Genomic DNA, 19,813 nt, shown 5'->3' on the forward strand with positions numbered 1-19,813 from the left:
CTGTTTTTCAGGTCTTTCAGCTCTCAGCACATGAGATCATAAGAAACGGACGCATGTGCTCGCGGACAAAGAGGACAGTTCAACATGCAAGTCAAAAAGGAAGTGGTACGTGAGCACACACGACACAGCTGAGCCGACACGGCGTGATTTTCTGTACATAGCGACGGGAATGGCCGGCGTGGTCGGTGCTGCCGGATTGGCATGGCCATTTATTGACCAGATGCGGCCGGATGCTTCGACCCTTGCGGCAGCATCTATCGAGGTGGATGTTTCCTCCCTCGCGGAAGGCGGATCGCTGACAGTAAAATGGCGCGGTAAGCCGGTATTTATCCGTAACCGTACGGCTAAAGAAATCGAAGATGCCAAGAATACGCCGATGTCGGCACTGAAAGATCCTTTGGCGCGCAATGCCAATCTGGCAGCAGATGCGCCGGCTTCGGATCTGGAACGTACAGCCGGTGAAGGCAAAGAGAACTGGATCGTTATGATCGGCGTTTGTACCCATCTGGGTTGCGTGCCGCTTGGTGAGTCCGGTGAATTCGGCGGATGGTTCTGCCCGTGCCACGGTTCGACTTATGATACGGCTGGTCGTATCCGCAGTGGTCCGGCACCGGAAAACATGCACATCCCGCAGTTTGCATTCATTTCCGATACCGTCGTTAAAGTCGGTTGAGTGGTCTGAGGAGAAATTTTATGAGCGGCGGACACTCTTCATATACGCCAAAGACCGGTATCGAAAAATGGGTCGACGCACGGCTGCCTTTGCCGCGCCTCGTCTATGACTCGTTTATTGCCTATCCGGTTCCGCGTAACCTGAACTATATGTATACATTCGGCGGTATTCTGGCCTTCATGCTGATTTCTCAGCTGCTGACCGGTATCGTTCTGGCTATGCATTATGCAGCATCGACTCAGCTGGCTTTCGGCTCGGTTGAAAAAATTATGCGTGACGTAAATTCAGGCTGGTTGCTGCGTTATATGCACTCCAATGGTGCATCCTTCTTCTTCATCGCGGTTTATCTGCATATTGCACGCGGTCTCTATTACGGTTCCTATAAGGCACCGCGCGAGCTGCTGTGGATCCTCGGTGTGGTGATCTTCCTGCTGATGATGGCGACCGCTTTCATGGGCTATGTGCTGCCGTGGGGACAGATGTCCTTCTGGGGTGCGACTGTTATTACCGGTTTCTTCACGGCGTTTCCGATTATCGGTGAGCCGATCCAGCAGCTGTTGCTTGGTGGTTTCGCCGTTGATAATCCGACGCTCAACCGTTTCTTCTCGCTGCATTACCTCCTGCCATTCATGATTGCAGGTGTGGTTGTGCTGCACGTATGGGCGCTGCATGTGACCGGTCAGACTAACCCGACCGGTATTGAAGTGAAATCAAAGACAGACACACTGCCTTTCACACCTTATGCGACGATTAAAGACGCATTCGGTTCGGTCGTGTTCTTCATCTTCTTTGCTTATTTCGTTTTCTATATGCCAAACTTCCTTGGCCATCCGGATAACTATATTGAAGCAAACGCGATGGTAACGCCTTCGCACATCGTTCCTGAATGGTACTTCCTGCCGTTCTATGCAATGCTGCGTGCGATTACCTTCAATATCGGCCCGATCGACTCCAAGCTTGGCGGCGTTCTGGTGATGTTTGGCTCGATTGCAATTCTGTTTGTGCTGCCTTGGCTTGATACTTCAAAAGTACGTTCAGCGGTTTATCGCCCTTGGTTCAAAATGTTCTTCTGGGTATTTGTCGTGAATGCGATTTTCCTCGGCTGGCTCGGTTCACGCCCTGCTGAAGGTATTTATACCTTCATGGCGCAGATCGGTACGCTGTATTATTTCGCATTTTTCCTTGTTATTCTGCCGGTGCTCGGTTTGGTCGAAAAACCGAAACGCATACCAAACTCCATTACTGAAGCGGTTCTCGGTTCAGATGATGAAGTTGCAAAAGCAGAATCCAAAGCCTGATTGCCGCACGAGATAGGAAGAGTACAGTTATGAAAATGTTCTTTACCGGTCTTGCTGCTTTTGGTCTGGCCACAGCGCTCTCTCTGGGCGCTGTGCAGGCTGAGACCGCAGGCAGTGAGGCAGAACCGGCACATTTCCCGATTAAACATCCGGTACAGCAGAACTGGTCGTTTTCAGGTCCTTTCGGTACCTATGACAAGGCACAGCTGCAGCGTGGATTGAAAATCTACAAAGAAGTCTGTTCGGCTTGTCACTCTATGAAACTGGTATCGTTCCGTACGCTGAGCGATCTGGGCTATAATGATGACCAGATCAAAGCGTTCGCGGCTGAATATGAAGTTCAGGACGGTCCGAATGCTGATGGTGAAATGTTCACCCGCGCAGCACGTCCGGGCGATTACTTCCCGTCACCTTTCGCCAATGCGGAAGCCGCAGCCGCTGCTAATAATAATGCAGTGCCGCCGGATTTCTCATTGATTGCTAAAGCACGCGGTGTGGAACGCGGTTTCCCGACATTTGTGTTTGATATGTTCACACAATATGCGGAAGCAGGTCCTGATTATATCCACTCATTGCTGACGCATTATGATGAGACACCACCTGCCGGTATGCAGATTCCGGAAGGCACGCATTATAATCCTGCGTTTATTGCTGGTAAATCTCTGGCAATGGCTAAGCCGCTGAGCGATGGTCAGGTGACTTATGATGACGGCTCACCGGAAACCGTTGAGCAATATGCAACGGATATTTCCGCATTTCTGATGTGGGCTGCAGAGCCGCATCTGGAAGAACGCAAGAAAATCGGTTTCCGCGTTATTGTGTTCCTGCTTCTGCTTGGTGCACTGGTTTATGCCGCAAAACGTCGTGTTTTTGCCGGTGTTAAACACTAATACGGGCTTCACACATATTGTGTGATCATATAAAAAGAAAAAGGACGCTTCAGGCGTCCTTTTTTATGGGATGCGTTAAGCCTGTCTCTGATGATGGCAGGACCAAAAATTGCAAGTCAGGCTTGCAGGTAAGGATTTGCCATGAATGACGAGACCAAAGAGTTTCTGAAGGCTTCACTGCGTACAATTCCGGACTATCCGCGTCCGGGCGTGATGTTCCGCGATGTGACAACGCTGATGGGCAATCCGCAGGCTTTCCGCCGTGCGATTGATGAACTGGTCTTTCCTTATGCCGGTGGCAAAGCAGACAAAATCGCTGGTGTCGAGGCGCGTGGCTTCATTCTCGGTGGTGCTATGGCGCATCAGCTGTCTGCCGGTTTTGTGCCGATCCGTAAAAAAGGCAAATTGCCTTACGAAACCGTGCGCATTGCTTACAGTCTTGAATATGGCATTGATGAAATGGAAATGCATCGCGATGCGATCCAGCCGGGCGAACGCGTGCTCCTCGTTGACGATCTGATCGCCACAGGCGGTACAGCGGTTGCAGCAGTGAACTTGCTGCGCCAGATGGGCGCTGAAATTGTTGCAGCCTGCTTTATCGTTGACCTGCCTGATCTTGGTGGCCGTAAGAAGCTGGAAGAACTCGGCGTGAATGTACGCACCTTGCTGGAATTTGAAGGCGATTAAGTTTGCTTATATGCGAGATTACAGCGGTTCCAGTTAAGACTGAAACGTTGGAGCTGCTGTAACTATTTGTTTTTACGCATTATCCGACGCAAATATGGTTCCCACTTTTGCTGGAAATGCTACAATTAAAAGCCTGCCTGATAACTCCGGCAGGCTTTTTTGACTTTATCAGCAGATTATTGTTGCGGCAGCATCACAAGTGCTGCCCCGTCAAATTCCATAACGCGCTCGCCATGCTGATTGGTGCCAGTGGCATGATGGTTGAGCATAGACCAGCCTGGTTTCGACGCCAGCGGGCGCAGAGCCGTGATCTGAGCGGTATAGGCGATAACATCCCCCGCATAAACCGGATGCTCCCAGCGCAGGTTCTCAAAACCCGGTGAGGGGCCGAATACGGGGAGTTTTTCACCGCGTTCCATACAGGTTTTAATTATGCCTGCCATGGACAGCACATTCAGTTTCATCCAGACGGCTGTGGTATGCCAGCCGGAGGCACAGAGCGCACCGAAGATACTGTCTTTGGCTGCGACCGGATCGGTATGAAAAGGCTGAGGGTCATATTTCTCGGCGAAGCGGATAATGCGGGCTTCTGTAAATTCGTAAGAACCGATAGTAACGATTTGACCGATGCTCTCTTCCAGCAGCGACAGTTTTGCAGTGTCCGTCATTGTCATGCCTCCTGCGTGTCCACGCGCATGAAAATCGACCCCTGCGCTTCACAAACCGGAATATTATGCTGGTTAGTGATTTTATGGTTCATCCGTATGATGCCGAGCGCAGGCTGTGAGCGGGAAACACGTTTTTCCAGCACAGTTGATGTTGCCGAGAGCGTATCACCTGCCAGCACAGGCTTGAGCCATTTGACATATTCCAAGCCGGGAGCACCCTGACTGTCTGAATTCCTGATATAACTGTCAGCCATCATCCGCATCAGCATTGCGCAGGTGTGCCAGCCGGAAGCTGCCAAGCCGCCAAGAATGGTTGCCTTGCCGGCTTCTTCACTGAGATGAAAGGGCTGAGGGTCAAACTCGCTTGCAAAAGCGATAACTTCTTCTGCCGTAACCTCTTTCGAGCCAAGCGGCATGCTCTCGCCGACAGTGAAATCATGATACGTGAAGTGATGACGGGATTGGTGCAACGGCGTTCTCCTCCGTTTATACAACAAGCAGACTGCTCCTTATATTATGGGAGCCTGCTTTACTTCTGATCCTATCCTATGATTTTTGACGTAAACGTCAAATAGTGTTTGTGTGATAAACACAATAAAAAGCCCGCGAAAATCGCGGGCTTAAAATTTTTCTGATGGACAGATCAGGTGTTGAACTTGAACAGCATTACATCGCCGTCCTGAACAACATATTCCTTGCCTTCATCACGGGCTTTACCGGCTTCCTTGGCGCCGACTTCACCCTTAAAGGCAACATAGTCGTTGAAAGCAATGGTCTGTGCGCGGATGAAGCCGCGTTCAAAATCAGTGTGGATCACACCGGCAGCCTGCGGAGCTTTGGCACCGCGATGGACAGTCCATGCGCGTGTTTCTTTTGGTCCTGCAGTAAAATAGGTGATCAGATCGAGCAGGCTGTAGCCAGCGCGGATCAGACGGTCGAGACCCGGCTCTTCCAGACCCATTTCGCCGAGGAACAGCTGTGCATCTTCATCAGGTAGCTGCGAAACTTCTGCTTCGATTGCTGCGGAAATGATCACTGACTGTGCGCCCTGTTCCTGCGCCATTTTAGCGACAGCTTCAGTGTGTTCATTGCCTTTTGCTGCATCACCTTCGGCGACATTGCAGACATAGAGAACAGGCTTGGAAGTCAGCAGGTTCAGACCCTTGAGGATCAGCAGATCGTCCGGTGCAATGCCTTTCAGCAACATGCGAACCGGCTCACCGTTCTGCAGCAGCTTCAGGGCTTCTTCCATCATCGGCAGAACCGTTGTTGCTTCTTTGTCTTTACCTGTCGCGCGCTTGCGGATCTGTACGATACGGCGCTCAAGGCTTTCGAGATCAGAGAGCATCAGTTCTGTTTCAACAGTCTGCGCATCGGATACCGGATCAATACGGCCTTCGACATGGGTGATGTCATCGTCTTCAAAACAGCGCAAAACGTGCGCAATGGCGTCAACTTCGCGGATATTGGCAAGGAACTGGTTGCCCAGACCTTCGCCTTTGGAAGCGCCGCGTACCAGACCGGCAATATCAACAAAGTTGATGCGGGTCGGGATCAGTTCTTTTGAACCGGCAATATCAGCGATCTGGCGCATGCGGCTGTCCGGCACTGCAACTTCACCGGTATTCGGCTCAATGGTACAGAAAGGATAGTTTGCAGCCTGTGCAGCAGCAGTTTTGGTCAGTGCGTTGAAGAGGGTGGACTTGCCAACATTTGGCAGACCAACGATACCGCATTTGAAACCCATGGTAGAACCTTATCCGGTCTGGTGCGAGTTTTAAGAACGACCGGCAATAGTGCGGCTCTGTCCTTATCCTTCAGCATGAAACGTAATGAATATTACCATTGCCTATGCGCTATGGGGTAAGCACAGGTCAAGGGCGGTGGTACGGATTACGGGAAAAAGCCGCTGAAATTTAGCGGCTGTGACCCAAAAATCAAATTAGCTGTCTTTTTTGCCGAAGAGTTTGGCCAGCATGTCGGCCATAGGACCTGAGGCAGGCAGCTTCGGCGCGATAGTATTACTCTGTCGTGCCTGACGAATGTGGCTTTGTGCTTTTGGCGCAGCTTTTACCGGTGCTTCTGCTTTGGCATCCTGCTTGCCGCCCATGACAAGAGAGAGCTTATTCATGAAACCGTTATCGTCTTTTTTGACGAGATAGGACAGATTGTCAGCAATGCCGGTAAAGAGCAGATCCAGCCATTCATTGTCGGCTTTGGCAAAGTCGCCCAGTACATAATGATGCACCAGATCTTTCGAGCCCGGATGGCCGATGCCAAGGCGCATACGACGATATTCCTTGGAGTTCAAAAGACCGTGCATATGCTGGTCAATGGATTTGATGCCGTTATGACCATTGGCACTACCGCCGGCTTTGACACGCAATTTGGCTGGCGGCAGATCAAGCTCGTCATAGATCACAACAAGGTCGCTGATCGCCAGTTTGTAGAAGCGCATGGCTTCGCCGACAGATTGGCCGGAGAGGTTCATAAAGGTTTGCGGCTTGAGCAGCAGTACCTTTTCACCATCAATCATACCTTCGGAAATCAAGCCCTGAAACTTTTTCGACCATGGCGAAAAGCGATGGCGGGAATGAATTTCATCCACGGCCATAAAACCGATATTGTGACGGTTTCGCGCATATTGCGCACCGGGATTGCCGAGGCCGGTTATCAGCAGCATGGTCGTCTCCGAGAATTAGATATGGCAAGCGTTTTATCAGGCTGTTGCACTATCACAAACAAAAACATCTCCGGTTTGCACCGGAGATGTTTGATAAATCAGAAGCCTGAAGGCTTGAAATTTATGCTACGCGGATGAAGTCTACGTGCAGAGGCGTGTCTTTAACGCGATCCATCTGGTAGTCTTTAGGCTGAGCTTTGATGATCTGACCGTCAACTTCGATGTTGAAAACGGTAGATTTGAAGCCGCCGCCATAAATCAGATAATAAACTGTTTTATAGTCGATAGCGACCGAAAGAGCAGGCTGCTTGTCACCATAGATGACTGCTGGAATCTGACCGTCGTTGCGAAGTGCACGGGAGGACCCCTTACCAGCCCGTTCGCGTTTTACGGCCTTGAGAGTTTTAACTTCGCTCATGGCTTTTCCTTATCAAGTAATTTGGAGTGTTCCGCAAAATCAGATGAGATTCCGAAACATGATACATCCGTGAAATACGCAGCAAAAACAGCGATAATGCGGACATATCATTCCGCGTTGCCTCCAAGGGTGTCTACGCGGATGCGCTCTCATAGGGGATTAAGCCGGATTATGCAAGGTTTTGTGCAGGATCGTGGTCACTTTTACAGCATAAGCCCTGTGGTTGTGTATTGCGGGGCATGGCGTGACAAATGCACAAGCTTCGTGACTTGGTGTTATGATACATAACTGATAGAGAATACCCATATCCCGAATCTTATTTTATCCGCACCCGTTCTGATGGGAGCTTTTTCACGTGTATTTCAGGAGGTCATATGAAGGTCGGCATCGACATGGGAGCCACAACCAACGGCACCGCGGCTATGCTCGATCTCGAAGAGCTGCTGGCCACACGTCTGCTGGTGCAGGGGAATTCCGGTTCCGGTAAATCCTATCTGCTGCGCCGTCTGCTGGAGCAGAGCGCGCCGTGGGTGCAGCAGTGTATCATTGATCCTGAAGGTGATTTTGTCACATTGGCCGATGTTTACGGCCATGTGGTGGTTGATGCTGCGCGCACTGAAGCCGAGTTGACCCGTATTGCCGCGCGTATCCGCCAGCACCGTGTTTCTGTGGTGGTTAATCTTGAAGGGCTGGATATTGACCAGCAGATGAAAGCCGCTGCGGCATTCCTCAATGGTATGTTCGATGCGGATCGTGACTACTGGTATCCGATGCTGGTGGTTGTGGATGAGGCGCAGCTTTTTGCACCGGCCGTTGGTGGGGAAGTCTCCGACGAAGCACGCAAGATCTCGCTGAGTGCCATGACCAACCTGATGTGTCGTGGCCGTAAGCGCGGACTGGCCGGTGTAATTGCTACGCAGCGTCTCGCCAAACTTGCCAAGAACGTTGCGGCTGAAGCCTCCAACTTTCTGATGGGACGTACCTTCCTCGATATTGATATGGCGCGTGCGGCTGACTTGTTGGGGATGGATCGCCGTCAGGCCGAGCAGTTCCGTGATTTGCAGCGCGGTCATTTTGTAGCGCTGGGGCCTGCTTTGTCGCGCCGCCCGTTGCCGGTGAAAATCGGTAAAGTGGAAACGTCTGCGCGTTCATCCAGCCCGAAACTGATGCCATTGCCGGATTCTCCGGTGGATGCGGCTGATCTGATTTTCACGCCGAGCGCGGAAGAGGCGAAGATGATTGTGCGCCGTCCGCCACCACCACCGCCACCGCCGCGCCCGATTGCGGAAATTCTGGAGCAGGTGGTTAAATCCAAGCCGGAAGCGGAAGTGCCGGATGAACCACTGTTCCCGGGATTGGTGGAAGCTGAACGTGAGGAATTGCTGGATAAGGTGATGACAGAGATCATCGACGATCCGGAAGCAGCCTATCGCACAGTTGCTGTGCTGTATCAGGATTTTCTGGTGCGTTGCCGTATTCATCGTGTGCCGGGTGAGCCGCTTGCACTGCCTGCATTCCGCAGACGTCTTGCTGTGGCGCAAGCCAGCGGTGGCGATGAGTTGATTGATGATGAGAAGTGGCAGACTGCACTACGATTGTCAGAAAGCCTGACAGATGATGTGCAGGGTGTATTCCTGATTGTGGCACAGGCTGCGGTTAAAGCTGCACCATGCCCGTCTGATGCCACGCTGGCGCGTGCCTATGGCAGCCATTCTACCAGCCGCGCCCGTCGACTGCTGACATATTTTGAGGAGCGCGGCTTATTGGTTGTGCGCAATGACTTTAAAGGCATGCGCGTTGTGGCTTTCCCCGACATGGGCTGTGAAACCGCAGCCGGTGACCCGAATGGCCCCGATGAAAGCGCGGACAGCGCTGAGGCAGCGGAATAATCAGGTTTTCACTTTCGCCATATCGGCCTCATCCAGTGCTGTTGCCCGTTGCAGGGCGGCGCGCTCTTTCAGCCTTTCACTATAGGCGAGAAAGCTCGGGCGAGCGTCAATTGTTTTGAAGCCCAGTCCGAAGTTGATTTGCGCACCGATATAAACATCGGCAGCGGTAAAGCGCGATCCGGTGATATATGGTTTTGCTGATAAGGTCTGATCCAGCACATCCATCACCGTTTCATAAGAGCCGTAGCCGACGAAACGGCTTTGCTCTTCTGTCGGATTAAAACCGATGGCATGATTGCTGATCGCCGCTTCCACAGGACCTGCGCCGAAAAACAACCAGCGGTAATAGTCTGCGCGCTCGACCGCAGTAGGTGATAGCTTCGCATCCGGAAATGTATCTGCCAGATAAGCGCAAATCGCAGCAGTTTCAGTAATAATATGCTGCTTGTGCTTGAGGGCAGGGACTTTGCCCATCGGATTGATGGTGCGGTACTCTGCACCTTTCATCTCGTTGAAAGACACGATGCTGGTTGTATAGGCAGCGCCGGTTTCTTCCAGCATCCAGCGGGCAATACGGCCACGCGACATCGGATGGGTATAGAGAATAATATCTGTCATGAGAGGCTTCCTCAGCTAATTCGCAGCAGAGAATGCACTCTCTTGAGGCAGAAGAAAACAAAAAAGCCGGATCGAAATCCGGCTTTTCAAAAGTGTGATATCTGCAGTCTGTTAGTCGAACAGGCTGGATACGGATTCTTCAGCGGCGGTGCGGGCAATTGCTTCGCCGATCAGGCCGGAAATCGACAATACGCGGATATTATGCGCCTGATCGATTGCAGCGGTTGGCTGAATGGAATCGGTGATAACCAGTTCTTTCAGCTTGGAATTGGTGATACGGGCAATCGCGCCGCCGGAGAGTACGCCGTGCGTGATATAGGCAGTAACACTGGTTGCGCCTTTGGCCAGCAGAGCTTCGGCCGCATTGCAGAGTGTGCCACCGGAATCAACGATATCGTCGAACAGCAGGCAGTCTTTGCCGGTTACATCACCGATCACGTTCATCACTTCCGATTCACCCGGACGGTCACGACGCTTGTCAACAATTGCCAGCTGTGCATCAATACGCTTGGCCAGTGAGCGGGCGCGAACCACACCACCAACGTCCGGCGAAACAACCATGCAGTTGCCGGTTGCGTAATTGGCTTTAACATCACGGGCGATAACCGGAACCGCATAGAGATTGTCGGTCGGAATATCGAAGAAGCCCTGAATCTGACCGGCATGAAGATCAAGGGTCAGAACGCGGTTTGCACCGGCTTCAGTGATGAGGTTGGCAACCAGTTTAGCGGAAATCGGTGTACGCGGGCCTGGTTTACGATCCTGACGGGCATAGCCGTAATAAGGGATCACTGCTGTGATGCGGCGCGCTGAAGAGCGGCGGAATGCATCAATCATGATCAGTAGTTCCATCAGGTGATCATTGGTCGGATAAGAGGTGGACTGCAGAACGAAAACGTCCTCGCCGCGCACATTTTCCTGAATTTCTACGAAGATTTCCTGATCGGCAAAACGCTTCACAACGGCTTTGCCGAGTGGAATATTGAGATGTTTTGCGACGGATTCTGCTAGGACACGATTGGAGTTGCCCGCGAAAAGTTTCATGCTTTTTTGCCTCTGGCGCTGGTTTGCCTAACGCATGAACCTTGGATGCATTTCGCATTGGTCATGCGCGGATTCCCTGTATCCGGGTTTTCATCGGAATGTGCGGTTTATAAGGCCGTGCATCCCGTATTGTTAAATTCCATCAATTTTATACAAGTCTGCATAAAATTGGTCTGATGAGCGGCCTTTTACAAAGCTTGGCCCGTATTGCAAGGGTACAAAAGCCGCAGGGCAGCATTAATGCCCCGATATTTTACAAAACCTGTCTTTTCCCGCCCTCTATAGGCCAAAAAGACACGCTTGTGTGAAGTTTTTTGCAACAGGCTTAACGTGACAAGCCTGCACCGGTGAGAGTGAGTCTCACCGGTGCAGGCATCTATTGCGCGTTGGCTGAAACCCAGCGGAAATAATCTGCCATCGTGTCATCAGCAATTTTGCTCATGACTGTCGCAGACACAGCCGACCAGCCGTTTTTACCGGAAACCTTCTCCTGACCCTGCAGGCGGTGGACACGGTTGCCCTGTTTATCCATCACATCCCAGACATAGAGCACGGTGGTTTGATTATTCTCAGTGAGGTTAGAGAAATAGCCTTTGAGAATGTAATCGGCATCCGTTTCCATATTGGTAGCCAGCGTGATGGACTGTGTTTTGACGATTGTATCAAAACGCAGGGAAAGCGGTGTCACAACTTCCAGCGGTGCGCCGATGATCGGTGCGATGAACAATTTGTAATTGCGCACCTTGGACATATTGACCGGCGCTTTACTGGTCTGTGCAGGCTGGCCGAAATCGGATGTCAGCGGTGCCAGATTGGCGCTGCCACCACTAGGGGACGTACAGCCCGCCAGTATGAGAGCGCCAGCCGTGGCTGAAAAGAATGCAAGTTTTTTGAAGGAAGCATGAACAGAGGCAGATACGCACACTGGCATCGGTTTCAGTCCTTTTCAGAGCGTATCCCGAAAAGTGGGAGCCGCTTTCGGATAAGATACACGTAAAAACAAAAGATAAAGCGTTTTTATGATTCAAGCTAAACTGGAAATTCTCTAGAGTGGATTACTTTCATGTTGGATCGCAGTGCTCGCGTCTCAATTCTTTAGTTTTCGCATTATCCCGGACTGTCCAAGTTGATCCAACTTGACTGTGAAATGCTTTAGATGACGATCAGCTCGAGGCTGCTTTTTGACAGGCTCTCGGCAGGGCCGTTGGTTGTCAGATAGGTCTGGCCGAGTGTCATGGCCGTGTTAGTCTCGGAATCCATGATGATCATATGGGCGAACAGCGTCATATCCGGTTCAATCCGTTCTGCACTACCCGCATAGAACATCTGCGGATCCATCCATGACGGTGTGAAGCGCGCGCCTACGGAATAGCCGCAGGCATTGAGTCGGTGGCGTGTAAGAGAGTGCGCCTCCAGCACTTTGGCATGAGCTTCAAAAACATCGCCGAAGGTTGAGGCAGGGGTCAGGGCCGCTTCTACAGCCATCAGGGCTTCATGCGCGGCATTATACAGTTCTTCATGACGCTTGGTTGCTTTGCCGGTCAGCACTGTGCGCATCATCGGTGCGTGGTAGTGACGGAAAACGCCGGACCATTCCAGCGTGAGCTGGTCGTTTTTATACATTTGTCTGCGGCCGGATTTGTAACGGCAGAGCAAGGCATCAGGGCCGGAGCCGATAATATATTCATTGGCCGGAAAATCGCCGTCGCCGAGAAAATTGGCTTCCATCATTGCTGCGAGAATATTGGCCTCATTAGCGTTCTTGCGCATCTGCTCCAGAGCGGCATCATAGATCGCATCGCTGAGTGCCGCTGCTTTGCGGGCATAGTCAACTTCCGCAGGGCTTTTGAGCAGGCGCAGACGATCCACCATACCGGAGGCATCAATCACTTTGGCAAAGCTGTTTAGCTGCTCATCCAGTTTGCGGCCGTTGGCGGCAGTCAGACCGTGGGTCTGATATTCAACGCCGATGCGGGCGCCGAGCAAATCCATATCATTGAGCAGATTACGCAGATCAATCGCAGGATTGGCGTTCTCACGGTCTGTCCATTGGACGATATGTTCAATCGTGGAGGTATGGCGTGCCTGTCGCAGGTCTGCAGAACGGGTCATCAGCACCATGCTGCCGTCCTGCTTGACCACCAGGCACTGGAAGAAGCAGAAACCGAACGTGTCATAGCCGGTGAGCCAATACATGCTCTCCTGCGAAAACAGCAGCATCGCATCCAGCTTATTTTCGGCCATGCACAGCATCAGCCTGTCGCGGCGTGCTGCAAATTCTTCCGGTGCAAAGTGAAGTGCCATCATTATCTCCGCATTGAACACATAACCATGCGGGCTGAAACCACTATCCAGCCTCGCAGGATCATGCATGTTCTCTGAACCGGAAGCACTTACTTCCGGATTGCAATAGCGGCGATCTGGCGACCGTAATCTGGTTCCCTGCGGTGAGTGGTGCGGCGATAGGAGAAAAACCGCGCTTCATCCGCATAGGTACAAAGATTAAGAGATGCAGCCTGCACACCGCTCTTTGTCAGACGATCAACGATAAAGCTCCAAAGATCAAACATTTTACGCGCCGGATTTGTAGAAGGGCGGAAATATTGTTCATAAGTCTGGTCGCGCGCGGTGAATTCTGCAACGAATTCAGCCCCCACTTCATAATTGTCCTGACCGATGCAGGGCCCCAGAACTGCGCGGATTTTTGACCGTTCAGCGCCCAGATTGACCATGGCCTCGACCGTGTTTTCCAGAACACCGGCCAAAGCACCGCGCCAACCGGCATGAGCGGAGCCGATAATGCCTGCTTCCGGCTCGCAAAACAGCACAGGGCCGCAATCGGCACTCAATGCACCCAGAATCAGTCCCGGCACATTGGTCACCATCGCGTCGGCCTGAGGGCGTGGTGAAGGCAGTGCTTCAGTGATGGTCAGAACGGTTGGTGAATGCACCTGATAAAGTGTCTGCAGGTCTTCTGGTTGCAGGTCAAAATAAGCAGCAACGCGGCGGCGGTTTTCTGCCACAGCCTCAGGCTCATCCTTGGAGCCAGCACCGACATTGAGACTGTTATAAATGCCGGAAGATACGCCACCAAGGGTGGTGAAGAAGCCGTGCGCGATACGGTCATTGGTTTCAAGCAAAGGAGAGCGGATCGGATCAGGCATGTCGGTCATGATAGTCTCTCTGGAAAATGAAATGTCAGATTGTTTTCAGGTCAGGGTATGTGACGCTTAAGACTTTAAAAAGGCTGCCCATCTGGTTCGGTGCTGCCAGCCGTTCCACATCATCACGGATTTGCTCCTGCACGGCAGCAGATTTACCGGCACCAAGCTGACCGGCGCGGCTGAGCAGCCCCATTCTCAGCAGAAAATCACCTTGCTCTTCAGCTTTGAATGCACAGCCAAGGCTACCGGCGATTTGTGCGAGAGAGGCAAAGTCGACATGGGTGGTGATGTCGGCCTGACCGGGGGCGGTAAATACATCCTGATAGGCATGCTGATAGAGTGCCTGCAAAGTGTCGCCGAAACCGGCTTCATGTGAGCCGTAATCGATCAGCAGAGCTGCACCCTGATATTTACGGATATGCTCGCTGATTTGCTGCATCAGAGCTGCACGTGCCGGTGATGCCTCAAAGATTGTGCCTTCCGGTGTTGCTTCATGCCCTTTAGGTAGCAATGCGGGGTCAATGCCGCCGGTGCCTGTTGTGAAGCAAAGCTGCGGTTCGGCCTCATTGTGGGTCGCGACCATGCGCTCGACAAAACGACCTTCATGTTTGATATATTGATGATCCGGCAGGGCATCAAACAACTCATTAGTAACGAGGATCAGCGTATTCTGCGGGATTTCCTCGAAGCTTTTATACCAACTCATATGCGGTGCGGCGCCATCAAGCTTTTTCTTCTGCACACCCGTCAGGCGTTCGCTGGTTTCCACCATTGCGATATGGGCACTGTGCAACATCTCGGGTGCGAGTTTACCAGCGGCGCGCAGCAGGTCGCTCATTAAAGTTCCGCGACCGCCACCGATTTCGCAAATGGTGAATTGCGCAGGTTTGCCTAAAGCCTCCCAATGGCTGACCACCCAGACGCCGATCAGTTCGCCGAACATCTGGCTGACTTCCGGCGCTGTGATGAAGTCACCTTTCGTGCCGAATGGTTCACGGGTCATGTAATAGCCGCCATCATGATCGGCGAGGCAGAAGGCCATATAATCTGCAACGCTGATCGGCCCGCCATTGCTGATGAGACGGATCAGGCGTTGTTTCAGTTTGTCGGCAGCGGGAATTGTCATTTCAGTCATTAATCAGGCCTTTGCCGCCGCACGATTGGCGCGCGCCATTGCCCAGACACCGAGCAGTACCATTGGTACGGACAGAACCATTCCCATGGTCATCCAGCCACCAACGAGATAGCCGAGCTGCGCATCCGGCTCGCGGAAGAATTCCACCAGAATACGCGACAGGCCGTAACCGGCGACAAACGCACCGGCGATAAAGCCCGGCGCTTTGAGCTTGTTGCCCTTCCAGATCAGGAGGGCGAGCACAAAGAACAGCACAAAGCCTTCGAGCGCTGCTTCATAAAGCTGGCTTGGATGGCGCGGCAATGGTCCGCCATTCGGAAAGTATACCGCCCATGAAACATCGCTGACACGACCCCAGAGCTCGGAGTTGATAAAATTGGCAATACGGACAACACCGAGGCCGATCGGCACACCGGCAGCAATAGTATCAAACATGCTCCAGACCGGAATGCCACGCTTTTTGGCGAACAAGATCATGGCGACGGTGGTGCCGAGAATGCCGCCGTGGAAGGACATGCCGCCGTCCCAGACGGCCGGAATTTCCAGCGGATTGCTGATATAAAAACTGAAATTATAGAATAATACGTAGCCAATGCGGCCGCCGATGACGACGCCAAGAGCTGCCCAGAGGACGAAATCGTCCAATGCAAGCGGATCCATCGGCGCATTGTTGTTCGGCCACAGACGGGCATTGTTGACGAGTCTTTTGCCGTACCACCAGGCAAATAAAATGCCGATGACATAGCCGATACCATACCAGTGAACGGAGAGCGGGCCTACCGAGAAGAGAACAGGGTCAATATTCGGGAAGGGGAGTGCAGCCATCATGATCTGCGGTTCGGTCATTCTTCTCTCCGTTATGGCTGCGCTTGAAAGCCGTTACAGGCATGCGCATTAAGATCAGCATCGGTTTGCTTTGCCGTTGATGAGGCATAGCGAATTTTTGTGCAGGATAAAAGTCCGTTGCTTTTATGGCTTTATTTGGCTGTCAGCCTTAAGCCGGTCTTAAATGTGCGGCAAAGTAAGATTTGTTTAGTCTTGCATCCTTTATATTGCAGGCTTATCTCAGAGACAGAGATTGATTTCCGTCATAGCGGATTTTGTAATGATGCCGTCTGTAGCGGCTTTAAAAGAGGTGATCCAATGAGTAATGCAACCGGTAAAGTTCTTGATGAACTCGCAAAACTCGTCACTGACGCTGCGGGTGCTGCTCAGGGCGTACGTCGTGAAGTTGAAACCGCGATGCGCTCACAGGGCGAAAAACTGCTCAACACTCTGGATGTTGTGCAGCGTGAAGATTTTGAAGCAATGCGTGAAATGGCGGTCAAAACCCGCACTGAAAACAGTGCTCTGACAGTCAAAATTGCAGAGCTGGAAGAGCGTATTGCTAAAATTGAAGCATCGCTCGCGGAAAAGCCTGCGAAAAAAGGTGCTTAAGGTCTAAAAATCTAAAAGATTTTTTAACTTTTTATTCACAGGGGCGAATGCCTAAAAGCCCTTATTCCAGAATCGGTTACAGCGGCGCCCCATCGGGCGCCGTTTGTTCTTTCCACATGGTTTCTTAGCGTTTTGACAAAAAGGGCTGGCACTCTGACTCAGCATCAATAGACTGAAAACACTGCATGATTCGTAATTGAGTCATAATGCAGGGCAGAAACGGGGAGTGGCGAAGCGAAAGATTCAGCCGCACAGATCCGATTGATGCCTCAGTGTAACAGTCATGTGTTTGCGCGTGTGTTGGAGGCGGGGTTGCAGCGTTTAGCAACTTTTGTCTCGGCCTATTAACCAGTGTGTCTTTTGTGTGGCATTCGCCGCACATGTCGCACTCCGGCTGCGTGTTTATGACAGCCGGAATCCGGATTTTGCCTTCACCAGCAAGTCCAAAGACAGGGAACGAACATGAACCTTCTTGAGCTCGATATCGCTCGCGATGCACATCCGGTGGATGTCATTGAACAGGTTGCGCACGCCAATGACTGGGCCTTTGACCGTACCGGTGATGATGAGATTGCGGTCTCTGTTGTCGGTAACTGGACGGATTATCATCTTTCCTTTTCCTGGATGGAAGAGTTTGAAGCGCTGCATCTGGCCTGCGCTTTTGATGTGAAGGTGAGTGAGCCTCGCGTCAATGAAGTGATGCGTCTGCTCTCGCTTATCAATGAGCAATTGCTCATGGGGCACTTTGATCTGTGGCGGCAGGAAGGGGCGATTATGTATCGCCAGTCCTTGCTGCTGGCGGGCGGCGCAAAGCCGACCAGCCGTCAGGTTGAGGTTCTGCTGGCCAGCGCACTGGAAGCCTGTGAATGTTATTACCAGGCATTTCAGTTTGTTATCTGGTCCGGCGTTCCGGCGAAGGAAGCGCTGCAGGGCGTATTGTTTGAAACTGTTGGTCGCGCCTGAAAAATTCAATAAGCGCTGTCCTGTTCGGGCAGGCAGCGCTGACTATAGATATGTATGGGGGATCGTGTGTCTGAGCATCAGGAAATTACTTTCGCGGATTTTGAAAAAGTCGATATCCGTACCGGTACGATTATTGAAGCAGAAGTTTTCGCTCAGGCTCGCAAACCCGCCTATAAGCTGAAAATTGATTTTGGTGACGTGATCGGCGTTAAGAAATCATCGGCACAGATTACAGTGCATTATACACCGGAAACACTGATCGGACGGCAGGTTCTGGCTGTTGTCAATTTTCCGCCACGCCAGATCGGCCCTTTTATGTCGGAAGTTCTGACACTCGGACTTTCGGATGAAAATGGCGATATTGTGCTGGCAGCAACTGAGAAAAATGTTCCGAACGGACGTAAACTTATCTGATATTCTTGTTGTGAGTTAATTGTTTTAATTAAAATCACATAAAAATATTCGCTTTGAATTGCTCATAATATTGTCATAAGATTTTATAAATCTCCGAATTGTTTCTTTCGGAGATTTTTTATGTTTAATATTAAAAGTATATTTTTAACATTATATTTAGTTGCTGTTTCCGGCGGAGCTTATGCTGCTGCGCCGGATCAGAATGTTCAGCCGATGGTTATTTCGTCTGTCCGGGAACATTCAACAACAGTTTACGGTGATAAGATTGAATACAATATAACCTTTGACGTTGCGATCTCAAATTTAGGTAAAAAACCACTTGATCTGAGCAAAGGTTGTTTTGAGGCTGTTATGCCTGACAATAGCACGCGGTCTCTCAGTATGATTGATGAAGAGCTGACTGAAGGTTTGTTAAAAGTTGGTGACAACCGTAAGAGCTTTGTCGAGTTCTCCGCGAGTGATAACAGCATATACAAGGCCGTAGCCGTTAAATATCAGACGACCTGCCAGTAATACAGTCTTATGCCGGAATGCTGATAATAGCGCGCAGCCCGCCTGTCGGGCTGCTTTCCAATGTGATATCGCCGCCATGATTACGGGCAATGTCACGGGCAATGGCTAGCCCCAAACCGGTGCCACCGGCATCCTGATTGCGCGCTTCATCTAAGCGAACAAAAGGCTTGAAGACCTCTTCCCGCTTATCTTCCGGAATACCCGCACCGTCATCATCCACCGTGATGATCAGCCAGTCATCTTTGTGCGTTGCTGTCAGATGTACCGATTGTGCATAGCGGAAGGCATTGCCGACCAGATTGCTGACCAAGCGCGTGAAAGCATTCGGCCGTACTTGTATCTGGCTGCTGCCATGCATCTCGCTTGAGAAGCCGCGATCGCGCAATTTGGCTTCTTCTTCCAGCTTGCGGAAAAGGATTTGCATATCAAGCACATCCTGCTCTTCACTGCCTTCACCGCGCGCAAAAGCCAGATAACCCTCCAGCATATTCTGCATGTCGGTGATATCCTGATTGAGCGGCACCGTATCAATCTTGGTACCGGCAATAGCCAGTTGCAGTTTGAAGCGGGTGAGAATGGTACGCAGGTCATGGCTGACGCCACTCAGCATGGCTGTGCGCTGTTCAATCTGGCGCTCAATACGCTCCCGCATCTGTATGAAGGCTATGCCTGCTTTACGAACTTCCTCAGCACCATGCGGATAGAAGTCCGCTGGCATCGGCTGGCCTTTACCGAAACTCTCTGCGGCCTCAGACAATTGCTGGATCGGTTTGATTTGATTGCGCAGGAAGGCAATCGCGATGGTCAGCAAAACCAAAGCTGTGCCGATCATCCATGTCAGGAAGATCAGCGTATTGGAAGCGTAAGCCTGACTGCGTTTGGCAAAAACGCGCAGCACTTTATCTTCCAGCTGAATGCGGATTTCCACCAGATCGGAATCGCCGACCGTATCAATCCAGAACGGGCGGTTGATCTGACGGGTAATTTCTTCGTTCAGGAAGTAGTCCAGAATAGAGAAGAACGGTTTTGGACCAGGCGGCGGTAGTGGTGCTGATGGCAGAACCGATACGTTGAGATCCAGCCGTTGCTGGGCGATACGGATAATATTGGCGTAATCCGGTTCTTGCGGATAAGTCTCAAGAATATCAATAATCGCCGAGATGTCACGCACTACGGCGGTGGAAAGCCGCTCGGTGACCATTTGCCAATGCCGTTCCATAAACACGAAGGCAATAACCGACTGCAACAGCACCATCGGAGCGATGATGATGATGAGCGAGCGTGCATAAAGCCGCTTGGGCATGCGCAAGGCCAGCCAG

Annotated in this window: 21 protein-coding genes and 1 pseudogene; 9 read left to right on the top strand and 13 right to left on the bottom strand. The window is 51.6% G+C overall.

Going from position 1 to position 19,813, the window contains the following annotated elements; all coding sequences use genetic code 11:
- Window positions 1-109: 109 nt before the first annotated feature.
- From petA to DFR47_RS11975, 4 genes are all read left to right on the top strand, one after another.
- On the top strand, window positions 110-673 hold the full coding sequence (gene petA / locus DFR47_RS11960; RefSeq protein WP_113944656.1) for a ubiquinol-cytochrome c reductase iron-sulfur subunit: 564 nt from the start codon (window positions 110-112) through the stop codon (window positions 671-673).
- A gap of 20 nt (window positions 674-693) precedes the next feature.
- Complete coding sequence (locus DFR47_RS11965; protein ID WP_113944657.1) at window positions 694-1,971, top strand: cytochrome b; 1,278 nt, start codon at window positions 694-696, stop codon at window positions 1,969-1,971.
- A 29-nt stretch (window positions 1,972-2,000) separates the two neighbouring features.
- Window positions 2,001-2,861: a cytochrome c1 gene (locus DFR47_RS11970; RefSeq protein WP_113944658.1), complete on the top strand. Its 861-nt coding sequence runs from the start codon at window positions 2,001-2,003 to the stop codon at window positions 2,859-2,861.
- Window positions 2,862-3,002: 141 nt separating this feature from the next.
- Window positions 3,003-3,548: an adenine phosphoribosyltransferase gene (locus DFR47_RS11975; RefSeq protein WP_113944659.1), complete on the top strand. Its 546-nt coding sequence runs from the start codon at window positions 3,003-3,005 to the stop codon at window positions 3,546-3,548.
- A gap of 176 nt (window positions 3,549-3,724) precedes the next feature.
- Here DFR47_RS11975 and DFR47_RS11980 read toward each other — a convergent pair whose 3' ends face one another.
- From DFR47_RS11980 to rplY, 5 genes and pseudogenes are all read right to left on the bottom strand, one after another.
- On the bottom strand, window positions 3,725-4,198 hold the full coding sequence (locus DFR47_RS11980) for a MaoC family dehydratase (RefSeq protein ID WP_113944991.1): 474 nt from the start codon (window positions 4,196-4,198) through the stop codon (window positions 3,725-3,727).
- A gap of 20 nt (window positions 4,199-4,218) precedes the next feature.
- On the bottom strand, window positions 4,219-4,632 hold the full coding sequence (locus DFR47_RS11985) for a MaoC family dehydratase (RefSeq protein ID WP_113944660.1): 414 nt from the start codon (window positions 4,630-4,632) through the stop codon (window positions 4,219-4,221).
- 227 nt (window positions 4,633-4,859) lie between these two features.
- Complete coding sequence (gene ychF, locus DFR47_RS11990; RefSeq protein ID WP_113944661.1) at window positions 4,860-5,963, bottom strand: redox-regulated ATPase YchF; 1,104 nt, start codon at window positions 5,961-5,963, stop codon at window positions 4,860-4,862.
- 195 nt (window positions 5,964-6,158) lie between these two features.
- Complete coding sequence (gene pth / locus DFR47_RS11995; RefSeq protein ID WP_113944662.1) at window positions 6,159-6,899, bottom strand: aminoacyl-tRNA hydrolase; 741 nt, start codon at window positions 6,897-6,899, stop codon at window positions 6,159-6,161.
- Between the two features lie 124 nt (window positions 6,900-7,023).
- Window positions 7,024-7,317, bottom strand: a pseudogene (gene rplY / locus DFR47_RS12000) (50S ribosomal protein L25); the annotation flags it as partial.
- 374 nt (window positions 7,318-7,691) lie between these two features.
- Between rplY and DFR47_RS12005 the strand changes: the two are divergent.
- Window positions 7,692-9,206 (top strand): helicase HerA domain-containing protein, encoded by a 1,515-nt coding sequence (locus DFR47_RS12005; RefSeq protein ID WP_113944664.1) that lies wholly within the window; start codon window positions 7,692-7,694, stop codon window positions 9,204-9,206.
- Here the strand turns inward: DFR47_RS12005 and DFR47_RS12010 are convergent, their stop codons facing one another.
- The 7 genes from DFR47_RS12010 to lgt all read right to left on the bottom strand — a co-directional run bounded on the left by DFR47_RS12010 (window position 9,207) and on the right by lgt (window position 16,013).
- Window positions 9,207-9,824, bottom strand: a complete 618-nt coding sequence (locus tag DFR47_RS12010; protein ID WP_113944665.1) for a glutathione S-transferase family protein — start codon at window positions 9,822-9,824, stop codon at window positions 9,207-9,209.
- Window positions 9,825-9,935: 111 nt separating this feature from the next.
- Complete coding sequence (locus DFR47_RS12015; RefSeq protein WP_113944666.1) at window positions 9,936-10,868, bottom strand: ribose-phosphate pyrophosphokinase; 933 nt, start codon at window positions 10,866-10,868, stop codon at window positions 9,936-9,938.
- A 376-nt stretch (window positions 10,869-11,244) separates the two neighbouring features.
- Window positions 11,245-11,799, bottom strand: coding sequence for a hypothetical protein (locus DFR47_RS12020; protein WP_113944667.1), 555 nt, complete (start codon window positions 11,797-11,799; stop codon window positions 11,245-11,247).
- Between the two features lie 221 nt (window positions 11,800-12,020).
- Window positions 12,021-13,172 (bottom strand): M24 family metallopeptidase, encoded by a 1,152-nt coding sequence (locus DFR47_RS12025; RefSeq protein WP_113944992.1) that lies wholly within the window; start codon window positions 13,170-13,172, stop codon window positions 12,021-12,023.
- An 89-nt stretch (window positions 13,173-13,261) separates the two neighbouring features.
- Window positions 13,262-14,041: a peptidoglycan editing factor PgeF gene (pgeF, locus tag DFR47_RS12030; protein ID WP_113944668.1), complete on the bottom strand. Its 780-nt coding sequence runs from the start codon at window positions 14,039-14,041 to the stop codon at window positions 13,262-13,264.
- Between the two features lie 25 nt (window positions 14,042-14,066).
- Window positions 14,067-15,158 carry a class I SAM-dependent methyltransferase gene (locus tag DFR47_RS12035; RefSeq protein ID WP_113944993.1) on the bottom strand — a complete coding sequence of 364 codons (1,092 nt, stop codon included), beginning with the start codon at window positions 15,156-15,158 and terminating at the stop codon, window positions 14,067-14,069.
- A 12-nt stretch (window positions 15,159-15,170) separates the two neighbouring features.
- Window positions 15,171-16,013: a prolipoprotein diacylglyceryl transferase gene (gene lgt, locus DFR47_RS12040; RefSeq protein ID WP_113944669.1), complete on the bottom strand. Its 843-nt coding sequence runs from the start codon at window positions 16,011-16,013 to the stop codon at window positions 15,171-15,173.
- Between the two features lie 297 nt (window positions 16,014-16,310).
- Between lgt and DFR47_RS12045 the strand changes: the two genes are divergently transcribed.
- From DFR47_RS12045 to DFR47_RS12060, 4 genes are all read left to right on the top strand, one after another.
- Window positions 16,311-16,604, top strand: coding sequence for an accessory factor UbiK family protein (locus DFR47_RS12045; protein WP_113944670.1), 294 nt, complete (start codon window positions 16,311-16,313; stop codon window positions 16,602-16,604).
- A gap of 462 nt (window positions 16,605-17,066) precedes the next feature.
- The gene (locus DFR47_RS12050; RefSeq protein WP_113944671.1) at window positions 17,067-17,567 is read left to right on the top strand and encodes a type III secretion system chaperone family protein; all 501 of its coding nucleotides are present in this window, start codon (window positions 17,067-17,069) and stop codon (window positions 17,565-17,567) included.
- 66 nt (window positions 17,568-17,633) lie between these two features.
- Window positions 17,634-17,981 carry a tRNA-binding protein gene (locus DFR47_RS12055; RefSeq protein WP_245416543.1) on the top strand — a complete coding sequence of 116 codons (348 nt, stop codon included), beginning with the start codon at window positions 17,634-17,636 and terminating at the stop codon, window positions 17,979-17,981.
- A 120-nt stretch (window positions 17,982-18,101) separates the two neighbouring features.
- Window positions 18,102-18,494, top strand: a complete 393-nt coding sequence (locus DFR47_RS12060) for a DUF4354 family protein (RefSeq protein ID WP_113944673.1) — start codon at window positions 18,102-18,104, stop codon at window positions 18,492-18,494.
- Between the two features lie 7 nt (window positions 18,495-18,501).
- Here the strand turns inward: DFR47_RS12060 and DFR47_RS12065 are convergent, their stop codons facing one another.
- Window positions 18,502-19,797 (bottom strand): ATP-binding protein, encoded by a 1,296-nt coding sequence (locus DFR47_RS12065; RefSeq protein ID WP_113944994.1) that lies wholly within the window; start codon window positions 19,795-19,797, stop codon window positions 18,502-18,504.
- Window positions 19,798-19,813 lie beyond the last annotated feature (16 nt).

This window comes from Pseudochrobactrum asaccharolyticum (assembly GCF_003314995.1).
GTDB classification, from domain to species: Bacteria; Pseudomonadota; Alphaproteobacteria; order Rhizobiales; family Rhizobiaceae; genus Pseudochrobactrum; species Pseudochrobactrum asaccharolyticum.